The 17,758-nt window shown below is 45.0% G+C and carries 16 protein-coding genes and 2 tRNA genes; all 18 read left to right on the forward strand.

All coding sequences use genetic code 11. The annotated features are described in order from the left end of the window. The first annotated feature begins 242 nt into the window (after positions 1-242). The 18 genes from OCV54_RS06865 (at position 243) to OCV54_RS06950 (ending at position 17,642) form a co-directional block, all read left to right on the forward strand. On the forward strand, positions 243-1,154 hold the full coding sequence (locus OCV54_RS06865; RefSeq protein WP_022215813.1) for a DUF1189 family protein: 912 nt from the start codon (positions 243-245) through the stop codon (positions 1,152-1,154). A 57-nt stretch (positions 1,155-1,211) separates the two neighbouring features. Further along, the gene (pyk, locus tag OCV54_RS06870) at positions 1,212-2,957 is read left to right on the forward strand and encodes a pyruvate kinase (RefSeq protein WP_022215812.1); all 1,746 of its coding nucleotides are present in this window, start codon (positions 1,212-1,214) and stop codon (positions 2,955-2,957) included. Positions 2,958-3,111: 154 nt separating this feature from the next. Beyond that, a complete protein-coding gene (locus tag OCV54_RS06875; RefSeq protein WP_055146429.1) occupies positions 3,112-4,473 on the forward strand; it encodes a C40 family peptidase in 1,362 nt (453 codons plus the stop codon). 215 nt (positions 4,474-4,688) lie between these two features. Further along, on the forward strand, positions 4,689-5,216 hold the full coding sequence (gene hpf / locus OCV54_RS06880; RefSeq protein WP_022215810.1) for a ribosome hibernation-promoting factor, HPF/YfiA family: 528 nt from the start codon (positions 4,689-4,691) through the stop codon (positions 5,214-5,216). Positions 5,217-5,382: 166 nt separating this feature from the next. Next, on the forward strand, positions 5,383-7,956 hold the full coding sequence (secA, locus tag OCV54_RS06885; RefSeq protein ID WP_015533855.1) for a preprotein translocase subunit SecA: 2,574 nt from the start codon (positions 5,383-5,385) through the stop codon (positions 7,954-7,956). Between the two features lie 23 nt (positions 7,957-7,979). Next, positions 7,980-9,092 carry a peptide chain release factor 2 gene (prfB, locus tag OCV54_RS06890; protein ID WP_055223206.1) on the forward strand — a complete coding sequence of 371 codons (1,113 nt, stop codon included), beginning with the start codon at positions 7,980-7,982 and terminating at the stop codon, positions 9,090-9,092. Positions 9,093-9,218: 126 nt separating this feature from the next. Beyond that, a complete protein-coding gene (locus OCV54_RS06895; RefSeq protein ID WP_022215808.1) occupies positions 9,219-10,418 on the forward strand; it encodes a homoserine dehydrogenase in 1,200 nt (399 codons plus the stop codon). A 133-nt stretch (positions 10,419-10,551) separates the two neighbouring features. After that, positions 10,552-11,757: an aspartate kinase gene (locus OCV54_RS06900; protein WP_022215807.1), complete on the forward strand. Its 1,206-nt coding sequence runs from the start codon at positions 10,552-10,554 to the stop codon at positions 11,755-11,757. 284 nt (positions 11,758-12,041) lie between these two features. Beyond that, a complete protein-coding gene (locus OCV54_RS06905; RefSeq protein ID WP_015533858.1) occupies positions 12,042-12,521 on the forward strand; it encodes a deoxycytidylate deaminase in 480 nt (159 codons plus the stop codon). Between the two features lie 62 nt (positions 12,522-12,583). Further along, positions 12,584-13,021 carry a tRNA (adenosine(37)-N6)-threonylcarbamoyltransferase complex ATPase subunit type 1 TsaE gene (gene tsaE, locus OCV54_RS06910; RefSeq protein ID WP_055223209.1) on the forward strand — a complete coding sequence of 146 codons (438 nt, stop codon included), beginning with the start codon at positions 12,584-12,586 and terminating at the stop codon, positions 13,019-13,021. After that, the gene (gene tsaB / locus OCV54_RS06915) at positions 13,018-13,743 is read left to right on the forward strand and encodes a tRNA (adenosine(37)-N6)-threonylcarbamoyltransferase complex dimerization subunit type 1 TsaB (protein WP_022215805.1); all 726 of its coding nucleotides are present in this window, start codon (positions 13,018-13,020) and stop codon (positions 13,741-13,743) included. Before tsaE ends, tsaB begins: the two co-directional genes overlap by 4 nt. Next, positions 13,736-14,194 (forward strand): ribosomal protein S18-alanine N-acetyltransferase, encoded by a 459-nt coding sequence (gene rimI, locus OCV54_RS06920; RefSeq protein WP_055223211.1) that lies wholly within the window; start codon positions 13,736-13,738, stop codon positions 14,192-14,194. Before tsaB ends, rimI begins: the two co-directional genes overlap by 8 nt. 138 nt (positions 14,195-14,332) lie before the next feature. Further along, entirely contained in the window at positions 14,333-14,548 is a 216-nt protein-coding gene (locus OCV54_RS06925) for a hypothetical protein (protein WP_015533862.1), read from the forward strand. 40 nt (positions 14,549-14,588) lie between these two features. Beyond that, a complete protein-coding gene (locus OCV54_RS06930; protein ID WP_055223214.1) occupies positions 14,589-15,503 on the forward strand; it encodes a ribonuclease Z in 915 nt (304 codons plus the stop codon). A gap of 27 nt (positions 15,504-15,530) precedes the next feature. Next, positions 15,531-16,553 carry a tRNA (adenosine(37)-N6)-threonylcarbamoyltransferase complex transferase subunit TsaD gene (tsaD, locus tag OCV54_RS06935; protein WP_022215803.1) on the forward strand — a complete coding sequence of 341 codons (1,023 nt, stop codon included), beginning with the start codon at positions 15,531-15,533 and terminating at the stop codon, positions 16,551-16,553. Positions 16,554-16,607: 54 nt separating this feature from the next. Beyond that, positions 16,608-17,381: a 2-C-methyl-D-erythritol 4-phosphate cytidylyltransferase gene (gene ispD / locus OCV54_RS06940; protein WP_172674925.1), complete on the forward strand. Its 774-nt coding sequence runs from the start codon at positions 16,608-16,610 to the stop codon at positions 17,379-17,381. A gap of 46 nt (positions 17,382-17,427) precedes the next feature. Further along, positions 17,428-17,513 (forward strand) — tRNA-Ser (locus OCV54_RS06945). A gap of 40 nt (positions 17,514-17,553) precedes the next feature. Then, a tRNA-Ser gene (locus OCV54_RS06950) sits at positions 17,554-17,642 on the forward strand. Positions 17,643-17,758 lie beyond the last annotated feature (116 nt).

The raw sequence follows: 17,758 nt of genomic DNA on the forward strand, positions 1-17,758 counted from the left end.
CCTCCCGTTTTGTAAAAAGTTTTGAGCACAGTTTACATAATATAATGTACGCTATGAAAAGTCAATAAAACTGCACTGATTTGTTACGAATATATTACAAAATGCTTATTAAAATCCAGCTAAAACATAAAGCCTGAATGAAAAACAAGAAAAAAGTCGGTAAAGGTTGATGTTTTTCATATTAAATACATAAAGTCTATGTTATAATTAGCAGGCATATGAAATTTGGAGGACAATAACTGTTGGATGATAAAAAAAGAGTTGGATTTTTAGGCGCGTTGAAGAACATGTTCGTAGGTGTCGCAAAACCGGAAGCTTATTACAGAAATGGACGATTTGGACGGATGTCATCGGCGATGCTGATAACATTTATCATGAGCACACTGACTTATCTGGTGATATTCTTTATTCCATATAACCAGTTGTTTGGCGGCGGAAGGTTTGCGGACAGGATAGACCGGAATATGGAGGATTTTTCACTGACCGGAGATGGCTTTTACTACGATGGGACATTCGACTGGTCGGATGATGAGAACATGTCCTACATAAAGATCGACACATCGAAGACGAAAGTGGATGAAGCTGTTGCAAGAGACCTTGCTGCAGACGGCGGGTATCGTACCGTATTCATCATATCAGCGGATGAGATACTCACATATAACTCAGGAAGAACACAGATCATAAGATGTAAGGATATATATGAATCCCTGAATGAGACATATGGATTCAAGGCTGTTACAAAGCAGGATGTGATCAATCTCATAAATAAGCTCGACACACCAGTGCTTGTGCTTGCATGGGTATTGCAGATAATTGTTGGATTTGTGCTCACGTTGTTCTGGTCACTGCTCATAACGGTAGCGGGACTGATAGCGGCATCCATGAAGAAGATCGAGGTATCATTTGGCACTATTTACAAATCTGCCATATATATAAGGTTATTATGGTATTTCCTCATGATGGTCATTGCAACATACATATGGCCGGCGAAGAGAACGATGGGGATGCTGGCGCTTTTCATATCTGTGATATACATATTTGCCGCTGTATCACAGTATCATAAGAATAACCCGGATGACGATCCACAGGAAGATCCGGCACAGGTAGAACAGAATGATCTGGCGCAGGAATTTTCCCAGTATGAGCAAAGGTAAATAATTATAGAAGACACATTCAAATACAATATATAAAACAGTAGGAGGAGTATTCATATGAATTTGAGAAAGACAAAGATAATTTGTACATTGGGACCGGCGACGGACGATGATGAGGTGCTCAGAAAGCTCATGATCGAGGGGATGGATGTTGCCAGATTCAATTTTTCTCATGGTGATCATGCCCAGCACAGGAAGAACAAGGACAGAGTGGAGAAGCTTCGTGAGGAGCTTGGACTTCCGGTTGCAACACTGCTTGATACTAAGGGCCCGGAGATAAGAGTTGGGGACTTCAAGGAGGGCAAGGTTGAACTCGTAGAAGGACAGACATTTACACTGACGACAGAGGATGTGGTGGGCGACCAGGCAAAGGTATCCATTACATACAAGAATCTTGTGAACGATGTCAAGCCGGGAGATACCATACTCATCGATGACGGCCTTATAAATATGAAGATAGAGAAGGTTACTGATAAAGATATCGTGTGCCGCGTGGAGAATGGCGGACCTGTATCAAACCACAAGGGTGTAAATGTTCCAAGAGTTAACCTCACCATGCCATACATAAGCGATGTAGACAGGGCGGATATAATCTTTGGTATTGAGAATGATTTCGATTTCATCGCTGCATCATTTGTAAGATCAGCCGACGATATACTTGAGATCAGGAAGATCCTTGACGAGTATGAGTGTGACAATATCAATATCATCGCCAAGATTGAGAATATGCAGGGCGTTGACAATATAGACGACATAATCAGAGTGTCCGATGGAATCATGGTCGCAAGAGGAGATATGGGTGTTGAGATACCTCTTGAGGATGTGCCTATCATCCAGAAGATGATCATCAAGAAGGTATACAATGCGGACAAGCAGGTCATAACAGCTACACAGATGCTTGACTCCATGATGATACATCCAAGACCTACCAGAGCAGAGGCGACAGATGTTGCAAATGCCATATATGACGGAACAAGTGCAATCATGCTCTCAGGAGAGACCGCAGCGGGCAAGTATCCGGTTGAGGCTCTTCACACCATGAAGACCATCGCAGAGAGAGCAGAGCGAGACATAGATTACAACAAGAGATTCTTCAACAGGGATGCGGTGCAGAATCCTGATATAACGAGTGCTATATCACATGCGACATGTACAACGGCCATAGACCTTGCAGCGGCAGCCATCATCACTGTTACCAAGTCAGGAAAGACAGCGAGAATGCTCTCAAAGTACAGACCAAAATGTCCGATCATCGGATGTACCCCTGTTAAGAAGGTTGCCAGACAGATCAATCTTTCATGGGGAGTTCAGCCTCTTCTTATAGGTGAGGAGAACAACACTGACGATCTCTTCGAGCATGCTGTTGATGCGGCAAAGAAGCACGGCTATGTTAAGGACGGTGAGGTGACTGTAATCACCGCCGGAGTCCCACTTGGCGTGACCGGCACGACAAACCTGATAAAGGTACACGTTGTAGGACATATCCTTGTAAAGGGCTTCTCTATAAATGAGAGATCTGCAACCGCACCGCTCTGTGTATGCGAGTCAGAGGATGAGCTCATCAAGAACTATAAGGATGGAGACATAATCGTCATAAATGAGACCAGCAACAGGATCATGGATCAGCTCAAGACTGCATCTGCGATCGTGTGTGAGAAGAACGGTGGCAATTCACATGCTGCCATAGTCGGACTCAGCCGTGACATACCTGTTATCCTGGGTGCACAGAACGCGACCAAGATACTTAAGTCTGGCGCTATAGTTACTGTAAATGGCGAGGATGGAGTTGTAATTTCAAACTAGTATATGTAACAAATATGTAACAAAAAATAAATACAAACGTATAAAACAACGCCTCCTGTGTTGACAAATGTAATCATTATTGCTATACTACAATAGATTTGTAACAAAGATGTAATAATTGTTGCGTTAAGATCAGCACAGGAGGTTTTTTATAATGTCTAAAGCAAAGTCATTTAAGAAGACTATAGTTGTTGCTGCAGCGGCAGGAATGATGATCACCACTTCCATAGGAACGGTGAGCGCGGGACAGATATACAGCGATTCAACTGTAGGTATTTCATCTGCATTTGACAGATATGCTAACACCCTTGCGGGCAATGATAAAAACGCAGGCGATGCTGCAAAGGCGGCAACGTCCACAGATGCACAGAAGACTACAGCATCCGCAGGAAAGAATGCTGCGGAGGCTAAGAAGGACAAGACAAGCGAAGAGAACAAGGTGAAATATCCTGATTTCAAGGATAAGTGTCTTGTTGCCACCGAGGATTATGTGAATATAAGATCGGGAGCCGGAACTGATTCAGATGTAGTTGGTATCATAGGGAACAATGGAATAGCAACCATAGAGAAGAAGGGCAAGGAGTGGACCAAGGTCACATCAGGTGACTGTACAGGATATATAAGGAATGACCTGCTTCTTTTTGGAGATGATGCGGGAGCCTATGCCGAGGCGAACTGTCCGAAGCAGGTAACTGTCAATACAGAGACACTCAACGTAAGAACAGAGGCTGATGTGAACTCCGACTGTATAACACAGGTTGGATCAGGCCAGAGCTTTGATGTCATATCACAGGATGATAAATGGGTGCAGATAGCACTTGACGACGAGACGAATGGTTATGTCAGCACTGAATTTGTAGATGATACATATGCATTTGCAACTGCCAAGTCCATGGAGCAGATCCAGGCAGAGCTTGATGCGAAGGCTGCGGAAGAAAAGGCGGCAGAGGAGCAGGCAAGACAGGAACAGGAGAGCGCAGACGAGGCAGAAGCTGAGGACGCATCAGATGACAGCCAGAGCACAGAGGATGATTCCTACACGCCAGATCAGCCGGATACAGATTCTGCAGATCAGTCATCGGATACATCAGACGACACATCATCTGACAGCAGCGATTCAGACGATTCACAGAACAATGTAGTGGCACCGAGCGGCCAGACAGGAATAGACCTTGCGAACTTTGCAACACAGTTTGTGGGTAATCCATATGTATATGGCGGATCGAGCCTTACGGATGGAGCTGACTGTTCAGGCTTTGTCATGGCTGTATACGCTCAGTTTGGATATTCACTTCCACACTCAGCGGGAGCACAGTCACAGTATGGAACAAGAGTAGACACTTCAAGTCTTGAGCCTGGAGACATACTTTTCTATGGAGACAGCTCTATAGAGCACTGCGCTATATATATCGGAGACGGAATGATAGTACATGCCAGCACAGAGGAGACCGGTATCAAGATATCCTCTGCATTCTACAGAGATCCGCTCTGTGCAGTCAGAATCATAGGACAGTAGACAAGCTGTATATAATAGGGTATAATGAATACATTGAAGCGCACATGGTATACATGTGCGCTTTTTGTGTAAAATGGCGAAAACATGACAGCGAAAATAAATAAAGTTGTCAATATGCACATAAAAATACGTCAAATATATTGAAAAAAAGACTCGTTGTGGTATAATGGTCATATCAATTTGGATCATATCCAAAAAAGAAGGAGTTGGGCATCATGAATTACATAATCAGCGGTAAGAACATTGAAGTTACAGAAGGACTTAGAAATGCAGTACAGGACAAGCTCTCAAAGCTTGAGAAGTACTTTGCGGCTGATACTGGCGCACAGGTCACATTCAGCGTTGAGAAAGATAGACAGAAGATAGAGGTAACGATTCCTATGAAGGGACATATCATCAGAGCCGAGCAGGTTAGTGATGACATGTATGTTTCGATCGATCTCGTTGTAGAGGTTATTGAGAGACAGGTTACCAAGCATCGTAAGAAGCTCATTGACAAGGAGCAGAATGTAGCATACCTGAACGATGCATTTGTCGACGAGGACGTTGAGGATGATGACGATATCAAGATCGTGAGAACTAAGAAGTTCGAAGTAAAACCTATGTATCCAGAGGATGCATGTATCCAGATGGATCTGCTTGGACATAATTTCTATGTATTCAGGAATGCAGAGTCAGATGAGGTCAATGTCGTATACAAGAGAAAGGGCGGCACATACGGAATCATCGAGCCTGAATATTAAGATCAGATATTGGCAAAAGCACGGTTAATATAAGTGCCGATGATAATTGAATATAGTATTTTAAAGGAGACTTTCGGTTATAGAAGGTCTCCTTTTTGCTTGATATAAATGTCATATGATGTTAGAATGTACCCTGAATAACGATAGCTAGGAGGTCAAAAACAACATGGGTTTGTTTGAGAAAATATTTGGAACGCACAGCGAGAAGGAATTGAAAAAGATCAATCCTATAGTTGATGCGATAGAGGCACTAGACGAGAAGATGCAGGCACTTTCAGATGAAGAGCTGAGGGGCAAGACACAAGAGTTTAAGGACAGACTTGCTGCCGGCGAGACGTTAGACGATATATTGGTAGAAGCATTTGCGGTTGTGAGAGAGGCTGCATACCGTGTACTTGGAATGAAGCATTACAGGGTACAGCTCATAGGAGGAATAGTTCTCCATCAGGGAAGAATCGCAGAGATGAGAACGGGAGAAGGAAAGACACTTGTATCAACACTTCCTGCTTATCTGAATGCCCTTGAAGGAAAGGGTGTCCATGTTGTAACTGTCAACGACTACCTGGCAAAGCGAGATGCTGAATGGATGGGGCAGGTGCATGAATTCCTCGGACTTAAGGTCGGAATCATACTCAACAGTTCCACAACAGACGAGAGACGTGAGGCGTATAACTGCGATATTACATATGTTACCAACAACGAGCTCGGTTTCGATTACCTGAGAGATAACATGGTAATCTACAAGGAGAAGCTTGTTCTGAGAGATCTTCACTACTGTGTAATCGATGAGGTGGATTCAGTCCTTATCGATGAGGCACGTACTCCTCTTATCATATCCGGTCAGAGCGGCAAGTCCACAGAGCTCTACAAGATGTGTGATTACCTTGCGAGACAGATGAAGCGAGGTGAGGGTGATGGAGAGATATCCAAGATGGATATGCTCATGAAGACAGAGATAGAGGAGGATGGAGATTTCCTTGTAAATGAGAAGGACAAGTACGTCATGCTCACTGCAAATGGTGTGAAGATGGTAGAGCAGTTCTTCCATATTGACAACCTCTCAGACCCTGAGAACATGGAGATCCAGCACAATATCATCCTGGCACTCCGTGCACATAATCTCATGTTCAGAGACAGAGATTATGTGGTGAAGGATGATGAGGTACTCATCGTTGATGAGTTTACCGGACGTATCATGCCCGGACGTAGATTCTCAGATGGTCTGCATCAGGCTATAGAGGCAAAGGAGAATGTAAAGGTCAAGAGAGAGAGCAAGACTCTTGCAACGATCACATTCCAGAACTTCTTCAACATGTTTGACAAGAAGGCAGGTATGACAGGTACAGCCCAGACAGAGGAAGAGGAGTTCAGAGAGATCTATGGAATGGACGTTGTTGTCATTCCTACGAACAGACCTATACAGAGAATAGATCAGCCGGATTCTATATTTAAGACTAAGAAAGAAAAGCTCAATGCGATCGTTGAGCAGATTAATATAAGTTACAGAAAGGGACAGCCGGTGCTTGTCGGTACGATCAATATCGACGCATCAGAGGAACTCAGTCATATGCTGTCCAAGAGAAAGATACCTCACAAGGTGCTCAATGCCAAGTTCCACGAGCTTGAGGCTGAGATAGTTGCAGACGCTGGACAGAAGAATGCGGTAACCATCGCGACTAACATGGCAGGACGTGGTACTGATATCAAGCTCGGCGAGGGTGTTGCAGAGCTCGGAGGACTCAGGATCATCGGTACAGAGAGACACGAGAGCAGACGTATCGATAATCAGCTCCGTGGACGTTCAGGACGACAGGGAGATCCGGGAGAGTCAAAGTTCTATCTGTCACTGGAAGATGATCTGATGAGACTTTTCGGATCAGAGAGAGTTATGTCAGTGTACGATACCCTTAAGATACCTGAGGGCGAGGAGATAGAGCATAAGACTATTTCCAACTTCGTAGAGAAGGCACAGAAGAAGATCGAGGGTAACAACTTTGCCATAAGAAAGAATCTTCTTGAGTATGACCGTGTTAACAACGAGCAGAGAGAGATCATTTACAAGGAGCGTAGACGAGTTCTTGACGGCGAGAACATGCACGAGGTTATCCTCAAGATGATAAAGGATGATATAAATGCAGCAGTAGATCAGGTATGCTCATCAGAGACAGCACCTGAGGATTGGAATCAGGTAGAGCTGGATGACATGATAAGGGGCATAGTTCCATTTGCTGAGCCGGTTACACTTACCGAAGAGGAGATCAAAAAGGCAGATATCAGCGAGCTGAAGGACAGACTGTACAATGAAGCTCTTGAGCTCTATGCTGCCAAGGAGGAAGAGATCGGTGATCCTGATCAGATGAGAGAGATCGAGCGAGTTATACTCCTCAAGACTATAGATAGAAAGTGGACAGATCATATCGACGACATGGATAATCTGAGACAGGGAATCGGACTTAGATCACTTGGCCAGAGAGATCCTGTTGTAGAATACAAATTCGCAGGATATGACATGTTCAATGACATGACAGCAGCGATCCGTGAGGATACTGTAAAGCTTCTTCTCAGAATAAAGGTTGAGCAGAAGATTGAGCGTGAAGAGGTGAATAAGGTTACAGGAACCAATAAGGATGACACAGTGTCAAGGGGACCTGTAAAGAAAGCCAAGAAGATAGGCAGAAATGATCTCTGTCCATGCGGAAGCGGTCTGAAGTATAAGAACTGCTGCGGTAAGAACGCATAAATACGTGATACAGGAGAAACCAAGTGATAGAATTGGATGAGTTCAGGGCGACGATGGCCTCCTATAGGGGTCCCTTGGAGGAGGTCAAGTCATCCCTTGACATTGAAAACAAGACAGACAGAATAGCAAAGCTTAATTATGAGATGGAACAGCCGGATTTCTGGGATGATATCGACAGATCCCGTGAGGTATCGAAGGAACTGAAGGGACTTCAGGATCTGGTTGACAACTATAAGAAGCTTGAGAATGACTATGTGGATATAGATACACTGATCCTGATGGCGGAGGAGGAGAATGATCCGAGTCTTGTGCCTGAGATAGGGGAGCAGATAGATATATTTACGAAGGAATTTGAGGAGTATAGGATAAATCTTCTCTTCACTGACGAGTTTGATGACTGTAATGCGGTACTCACACTCCATTCAGGAGAGGGCGGAACGGAGTCCTGCGACTGGGCGAGTATGTTGTACAGAATGTATACCAGATGGGCAGAAAAGCACGGCATGAGTGTTGAGGTGCTCGATTTCCTTGAGGGCGATGAGGCTGGTATAAAGTCTGTGACCATTCAGATAAATGGGCAGCATGCGTACGGATATCTCAAGTCAGAGAAGGGAGTGCACAGACTGGTAAGAATATCACCATTCAATTCGGCCGGCAAGAGAATGACTTCGTTTGCATCCTGTGATGTCATACCGGATATAGAGCAGGATTTGGAGATAGAGATCAGGGATGAAGATATAAGGATAGATACCTACAGATCGAGCGGCGCAGGTGGCCAGCATATCAATAAGACATCATCGGCCATCAGAATCACACATTATCCTACCGGTATAGTTGTTCAGTGCCAGAATGAGAGATCACAGCTCATGAACAAGAATAAGGCTATGCAGATGCTGAAGTCCAAACTTTATCTTTTGAAGAAACAGGAGAATCTGGAGAAGATTTCGGACATCCGCGGAGAGGTAACTGACAATGGTTTTGGAAGTCAGATAAGATCGTATGTGCTCCAACCGTATACCATGGTCAAGGATAAACGTACATCCTATGAGAATTCAAATGTATCGGCGGTTCTCGATGGAGATCTTGATGGATTTATGACAGCCTATCTCAAATGGGTGAATAAGGTTGAGGTGTAGCAGCACATGAGAGTCATTTGATGATAAGAAATTAGCCTTTGACAATGACGCTTTATACTGATAAAGTAATGACGTACTAAACTTGCATTATTATGCAGAAAAAGGAGATAAGAAGGAGATAAAAACATGGTGAATATAGCAGTATTAGGTTATGGTACAGTGGGTTCAGGAGTTGTGGAAGTGATTAACACCAACCATGATATTGTTAACAAGAGAGCTGGACAGGAGATAAACGTTAAGAGAGTGCTTGATCTCAGGGAGTTTCCTGGGGATCCTGTCGAGAACATTCTCACCCATGATTTTGAAGATATACTTAACGATGATGATATAAGCGTCGTTGTGGAGGTTATGGGAGGTGTTGAGCCTGCATATACATTTGTCAAGAAGTGCCTGCTTGCCGGCAAGAGTGTGGCAACCTCCAACAAGGAGCTTGTGGCCGTTCATGGACCTGAGCTTATAAAGATTGCCAGAGAGGGCAATATCAATTTCTTCTTTGAAGCATCAGCAGGCGGTGGAATTCCTGTTATAAGACCACTTAACACATCCATAACTGCGGATGATGTTACGGAGATCACAGGAATACTCAATGGTACAACGAATTACATCCTAACCAAGATGGATAAAGAGGGGGCTGACTATGCGACAGTGCTGAAGCAGGCACAGGAGCTCGGATATGCGGAGCGCAATCCTGAGGCTGATGTAGAGGGTGGCGATGCGTGTAGAAAGATAGCTATACTTACATCTCTCGTATATGGCAAGAACCTGGATTACAACAGGATACATATGGAGGGAATAACCAGGATAACAACAGATGATTTCAAGTATGCGGATAAGATGGGTTACTCTGTAAAACTTGTCGGAACAACCAGAAAAACAGACGGCAAGCTATATTCATATGTTGCCCCGGTCATGCTTCCACATGACAATCCGCTGGCAAAGATAGATGATGTATACAATGGCATACTTGTACATGGTAATGCACTTGACGACGTAATGTTCTACGGCAAGGGCGCCGGAAAGCTTCCAACAGCGTCTGCGGTTGTATCAGACGTTATTGATGCAGTGAAGAATGCGGGAAGACATGTTCCTATCATATGGGAGGACGAAGAACTTGAGATGGGTACATTTGCGGACTCAGAGAGCAGATTCTTTGTCAGAACAGATGAGAAGGATGAGGCTGCCATCAAGGCGGTATTTGGTGATGTTGAGTATGTCGATTCTGATCTCGATGAAAAGGCATTTGTTACAGCAGTGATCACAGAGGGTGAATTTGAGGCATGTTGCAATAAGATTGGTGTCAAGAGTGCTCTTAGAGTGCTGGATTAGTACAATATTATTCAATGACCTTGCAATCCTAGTCGAATTGCGGTATTTTACAAAAGGCTTATTTCTTTTTACCGGACCGCTCCGGTGAAGAGTTAAATATACAAATTTTCAAATGAGCGATCAGGAGGACAATATGTTAATAGTAAAGAAGTTTGGTGGTACTTCTGTTGGAAATACCGAAAGAATCTTTAACGTGGCCAAAAGATGTATTGAGGACTGGCAGAGGGGGAACGACGTAGTCGTAGTTCTGTCTGCGATGGGTAAATACACAGATGAGCTGATAGATATGGCTAAGCAGGTAAATGAGAATCCACCTAAGAGAGAGATGGATATGCTTTTTACAATAGGTGAACAGATGTCCGTATCGCTTATGGCTATGGCTATGAATTCTCTTAAAGTTCCTGCAATCTCTTTGAACGCATTTCAGGTGGCTATGCATACAACTTCAGTGTATGGCAATGCGCGTCTGAAGAGAATCGATGTTGAGAGAATAAGACATGAGCTGGAGCAGAGAAAGATAGTTATTGTCACAGGATTCCAGGGAATTAACAAGTATGATGATTACACAACTCTTGGTCGTGGTGGTTCAGATACAACAGCTGTTGCACTTGCAGCGGCACTTAACGCTGATGCGTGTGAGATATACACAGATGTGGATGGAGTATATACAGCAGATCCACGTAAGGTAAAGACCGCACGTAAGCTGGATACGATAACATACGATGAGATGCTTGAGCTTGCTACACTTGGAGCAGGCGTTCTGCACAACCGTTCAGTTGAGCTTGCAAAGAAGTTCGGCGTTCAGCTGGTTGTTCGTTCAAGTCTCAATTTTTCAGAGGGTACAATAGTTAAGGAGGATACTGGAATGGAGAAGATGTTAGTTAGTGGAGTTGCAGCGGATGCAGATTCAGCGAGAGTGGCAGTTGTAGGATTAGAGGACACACCGGGTGTTGCATTCAAGCTTTTCAACCTGCTTGCAAAGAATGACATCAATATAGATATGATACTGCAGTCAGTAGGAAGACATGGAACAAAGGATATTACATTCACATGTAGTGATGAGAATGCAGACAAAGCAGAGGAGATCATCAAGAACAACATAGGCAAGTTTGAGAGCATAGATGTCAACAAGAATGTTGCAAAGGTTTCTATCGTTGGTGCAGGAATGCAGTCAAATGCAGGTGTTGCAGCCAAGATGTTCGAGGCTCTTTATGATGAGAACATCAACATCAGAATGATCTCAACATCAGAGATCAGAGTTACAGTTCTCATCGACGAGCAGTATACAGAGCGCGCAATGAACGCGATCCATGACAAGTTCGCACTCGGCGATCGTTAATTCTAACAGAATCATATGAAGTTCTGTTCTGCAGGACCTTACAATATACGCCGGGGGAAACTCCGGCGTAAATTATCATAAGGGGGAACCGCCGTTAAGGCGGGGGATTCCTTATGATGAAGCAGACGCCGCGCGAAGCGCTTTTCATGCGGCTGCACCCGTATAAGGGGGAACCGCCGTTAAGGCGGGGGATTCCTTATGATGAAGCAGACGCCGCGCGAAGCGTCTTTCATGCGTCTGCACCCGGGTAATGGAACATAAAAGAATTTGAAAGGAGTCAGGGTATGAAGAGAACAGATTACATATCGTGGGATCAGTATTTTATGGGCATTGCGATGATGTCGGCAGAGAGAAGCAAAGACCCGTCAACGCAGGTTGGTGCGTGTATAGTGGACAAGAACAACAGAATTCTGTCCATGGGATATAATGGTATGCCGGCAGGATGCGACGATGACACAATGCCGTGGGGAAAGTCCGGAGCCCCGCTTGACAACAAATATTTCTATGTATGCCACGCGGAGCTGAACTCTATTCTTAATTACAGAGGTGGAAATCTCAAGGATGCGATCATATATTCTACTCTGTTCCCGTGCAATGAATGTGCCAAAGCTATTATTCAGTGCGGTATAAAGGAAGTAGTGTATATGTCAGACAAGTATGCGATGACAGAGAGCACCATAGCCTCCAAGAAAATGTTTGACATGGCTGGTGTTGCATACAGACCATTTGAAGCAAAAGGCAGGAAAATCACGCTCAATCTTTAGAGGCAACAGAATAGTTCCGGAATACCGGAGAGAACACATATGTATGACAGACAGGAGAGAATATGGTCATAGAGAGTAATAGCAAGGAAGAAACCTACAATGCAGGAGTGCAGCTTGGACAGAATGCAGCTCCTGGCCAGGTGTACTGTATATATGGAGATCTGGGAGTTGGCAAGACGATAATATCCCAGGGGGTGGCAGCTGGACTTGGAATCACTGAAGTGGTGAACAGCCCGACTTTCACTATTGTGAAGGAGTATGACGAGGGCAGATTGCCTCTGTATCATTTTGACGTGTACAGGATCGGCGATGTGGACGAGATGGATGAGATAGGCTACAATGAGATGGTGTATGGAGATGGAGTATGTCTTATAGAGTGGGCTAACCTCATCGAGGAGATATTACCTGGCACATACACCAGAATCGACATAGAGAAGGACCTTTCAAAGGGCCTTGATTACAGGCGTATTACGATAGAAGAGAGGCATGATCAGATATGAAGATCTTAGCATTTGACAGCTCAGGACTTGTGGCGAGCGTTGCCATAGTCGAGAACAATAATTTGATAGCTGAATATACAACCAACTACAAGAAGACACATTCCCAGACACTGCTTCCTATGCTGGAAGAGATCGTGAAGATGACAGAGACGGACAAAGAGAGCTTTGATGCGCTGGCTGTTGCTGCCGGACCGGGATCATTTACAGGACTCAGGATAGGCTCAGCGACGGTCAAGGGACTTGCACTTGCATGGAATATACCGGTTATTGCGGTGCCGACACTTGAGGGGCTTGCATACAATGTGTGGGGAACTGACAGACTTATCTGCCCTATCATGGACGCGAGAAGAAAACAGGTGTATACGGGACTTTACAGTTTTAACAGTGATGACAGGCTTGAGACGATAATGGATCAGACTCCTATGGATATTGCTGACCTTATAGACCAACTCAATGAGAGAGGGGAAAAGGTTATATTTGTGGGAGATGGAATAGATGTGTATGCTGATGTTTTAAAAGAGAAGATGACGGCAGACTACGCATTTGCTCCGGCACACATGAATAAGCAGAGAGCTGGCTCGGTGGCAGCCGCAGCCCAGGTGAGATATGCAGCCGGACAGTATGAGGAGGGGGATACATTTGCCCCTGAATATCTCAGACAGTCACAGGCAGAGCGGGAGAGAGCTGAAAAGGCAAAACTGGAGAATGATGGACATGAATAGCTGTTTTTCCCATGTACGCCCGAGACTGGCAGATATGAAAGACCTGGCCGGGATAGCTGCACTTGAGATGGCGGTGTTTTCGCATCCGTGGAATGAGGAGATGGTGTCCTCATCTATACAGGGGACATACGATCATGTCAAGATCCTTGAGACTTCTGAAGGAGAAATCGCCGGCTATATCATATATTCGGCGGTGTGTGACAGTGCAGATCTGCTCAGGGTAGCAGTGGATGCCGGATCAAGACGTCGTGGCATCGGCTTTAAGCTGATGGAAGCCATGATCGATGACTGCAAGGACAGGAATGTGCAGAGCATATTTCTGGAAGTCAGGGAATCCAACGCTGCTGCGATAGCTATGTATGAGCAGTTTGGATTTATAAAAATTTCTACAAGAAAAAAATACTACGACTCACCGGTGGAGGATGGTCTGGTTATGCAAAAACAGTTGTAGTAATAGATATATGCAGAATATACAGTGCGTGGAGACCACATTTGCACGGCTGGAAAACATTGTCGGTATATTCTGTGAAGGATCTGGCTTATAATCAGACTCATAACAGGGCTGCGTGCAGTCGGACAGGAGATAAATATGAGTGAGATCAGATGTAATAGGTGTGGAAGGATAATTGTATTTGGAGATATGCATAACAAGGAGGATTACGTCCTTATTCAGAAGGAGTGGGGATATTTCTCGCGCAAGGATGGCAGAAAATACACACTCAGGATGTGTGAGGACTGTTACGACAGACTTGTAAATGAATGTGTCATACCTCCAAGGATAGATGATGTGACAGAGTATGCATAGAGTATGCATATAGACTCTGCCTTAGAAATGGAGATAGAAGATGATAGACGTATGTCTTTTGGGGACCGGAGGGATGATGCCGCTGCCATACAGGGCACTTACATCTCTCGTGGTCAGATATAACGGACACGAGATGCTGATAGACTGCGGAGAGGGAACCCAGACCTCAATGCGTCAGCAGGGCATGATAGGCTTTAAGCAGATAGATGTGATCTGCTTCACACATTTTCATGCAGATCATATAAGCGGATTGCCGGGGCTGCTGCTCACGATAGGCAATGCCGAGAGAACGGAGCCACTTCTTATGGTTGGCCCAAAGAGACTTGAGAAGGTAGTCAATTCCCTAAGGGTTATAGCGCCTGAGCTTCCGTTTGAGATCAGGTTCCAGGAGCTCTCGGAGGCTGAGGAGAGCTTTATGTGGGAGGATCTCAGGGTGGATGCATTCAGGGTTAATCACAATGTGACATGTTATGGATATTCCCTTTTGCTTCCAAGAACAGGAAAATTCAGCGTGGACAGAGCTAGAGAGAATGAGATTCCAATGAAATACTGGAATGGCTTGCAGAAGGGCAACACATACGAGGAGGATGGACACATATATACTCCTGATATGGTGCTTGGTCCTGACCGCAAGGGCCTGAAGCTCACATACTGCACAGATACCAGACCGACCCCCCTTATAGAGAAGTATGCAGCCGGATCAGATTTGTTCATATGCGAGGGCATGTACGGCGAAAAGGAGAAAGAGATAAAAGCCATAGAGCATAAGCATATGATGATGCAGGAGGCTGCGGCCATAGCGGCAAAGGCAGATGTGGGGGAGATGTGGCTTACACATTACAGTCCGTCGATGGCAAAACCGGCGGTGTTTATGGATGAGATAAGAGAGATATTCCCGAGAACTATTGCAGCAAAGGACAGGACGACAACAACGCTCAAGTTTTCGGAGGAGTAGAATAGATCGACAAAGGTGAGATGAATTATGGAGAAAGATGTAAAGATACTGGCTATAGAATCCTCATGTGATGAGACATCCGCAGCGGTTGTTGTGAATGGAAGAAACGTACTGTCAAATATAATATATTCACAGATAGATATCCATACACTTTATGGAGGCGTTGTGCCGGAGATAGCTTCGCGAAAGCACATAGAGAAGATTACACAGGTCATAAGACAGGCGCTCAAAGAGGCAGAGTGCACACTGGATGACATAGATGCGGTTGCAGTCACATATGGACCGGGGCTTGTTGGCGCTCTTCTCGTTGGTGTGGGAGCAGCCAAGGCCATAGCATTTGCAAAAGATATACCACTTGTTGGTGTGCATCATATAGAAGGTCATATCGCAGCGAATTATATAGAGAACAAGGAGCTTGAGCCTCCGTTCATGTGCCTTGTTGTGTCAGGAGGTCACACACATCTTGTAAAGGTAGTCGATTACGGCAAGTTTGAGATACTGGGAATAACCAGGGATGATGCGGCAGGAGAGGCATTTGACAAGGTAGCAAGGGCTATAGGACTGGGTTACCCGGGAGGACCGAAGATAGATCGTAAGGCGAAGGAGGGCAACCCTGACGCTATAGAATTTCCAAGGGCAAAGGTGGCAGAATCAGCCTATGACTTTAGCTTCAGTGGCCTGAAGTCCGCAGTGCTCAACTATATCAATCAGGCTCATATGAGAGACGAGCAGATCAATGAGGCCGATGTGGCAGCATCGTTCCAGAAAGCAGTAACGGAAGTGCTCACAGAGCATGCGGTTGCTGCGGCAAAGGAATACCATATGGATAAGATAGCCATAGCTGGCGGAGTTGCGTCCAATTCTGCTCTCAGAGCCAGCATGAAGGCGGCCTGTGAGAAGGCTGGGCTTACATTGTATCATCCATCGCCGATACTGTGCACGGACAATGCGGCCATGATAGGTGCGGCGGGATACTACGAATACATAAATGGAACAAGACATGGATGGGATCTGAATGCCATACCAAACCTCAAGCTGGGTGAGAGATAACCAGCCTGGTCAAGTGTGTGATGGTGTCAGACTACTACTAGGGAGAAGATGAACATGGGCGATGCGGATAATGCTGATTACAAGGAATCAAATATAGAAATCTTTGATACAGTGGATGAAGTAAAGGTCACGGCAATAGTCCTTGCAGCCGGAAAGGGCAGCAGGATGCACAGCGATATACCTAAGCAGTTTATGACGCTGGGGGATTATCCCGTACTGTATTATTCGCTCAAGGCCTTTCAGGACAGTCCGGTTGATGACATAATCCTTGTCACAGGTGAGGATTATGTAGAATATTGCAGAAATGACATAGTAGACAGGTACAACATCACCAAAGTCAGGAAGATCGTGACCGGTGGGGCAGAGCGCTATGACTCCGTACATAATGGACTTATTGCGGCGGATGGTGCGAAGTATGTACTCATCCATGATGGTGCGAGACCATGCATAACCCAGAAAATCATCACAGATTCCATAGATGCAGTAAAGATATATTCTGCGTGTACAGTGGGTGTACCTGTGAAGGATACCATCAAGATAGTAGATGAGGATCAGATGGGAGTGGATACTCCTGATAGATCCAGGCTGTGGCAGGTTCAGACTCCACAGAGTTTTAACAGGGAACTTCTGCTTACCTGTTATGATGGACTGGCGCATGACAAATGTCAGGTTATAACGGATGACACAATGATAGTGGAGCGTTATAGCAGCGTCAGAACGAAGGTGATAATGGGGGCGTATGAGAACCTGAAAATCACCACTCCTGAGGATTTAAAAATTGCTTCAAATTTTTTGAAAAAAGATGTTGACACAAAGATGGTAAAGTGATAATATGTACAAGTCGCCGGTTGATGGCGACGAACAAAAACAACTTGGAGAGATATCGAAGCGGTCATAACGAGGCGGTCTTGAAAACCGTTTGTCCGAAAGGGCGCGAGGGTTCGAATCCCTCTCTCTCCGCTGACTTTCATACATAATGAAAGTTCAAGCGCTTGATACTGGAGAAGTACCCAAGCGGTTGAAGGGGCTCCCCTGGAAAGGGAGTAGGCCGTTAATAGCGGCGCGAGGGTTCAAATCCCTCCTTCTCCGTTAGACATACTTAGTATCAGAGCTATATAAGAACCTTGAAAAATTAACAACATGACAACCCTGAAATTCCAAAAAAGAATTTCAAGAACGTCGGATCAGAGATGATATCAAAGATC

Origin of the sequence: Coprococcus aceti, assembly GCF_025567285.1 — a bacterium.
GTDB lineage: Bacteria > Bacillota > Clostridia > Lachnospirales > Lachnospiraceae > Coprococcus > Coprococcus aceti.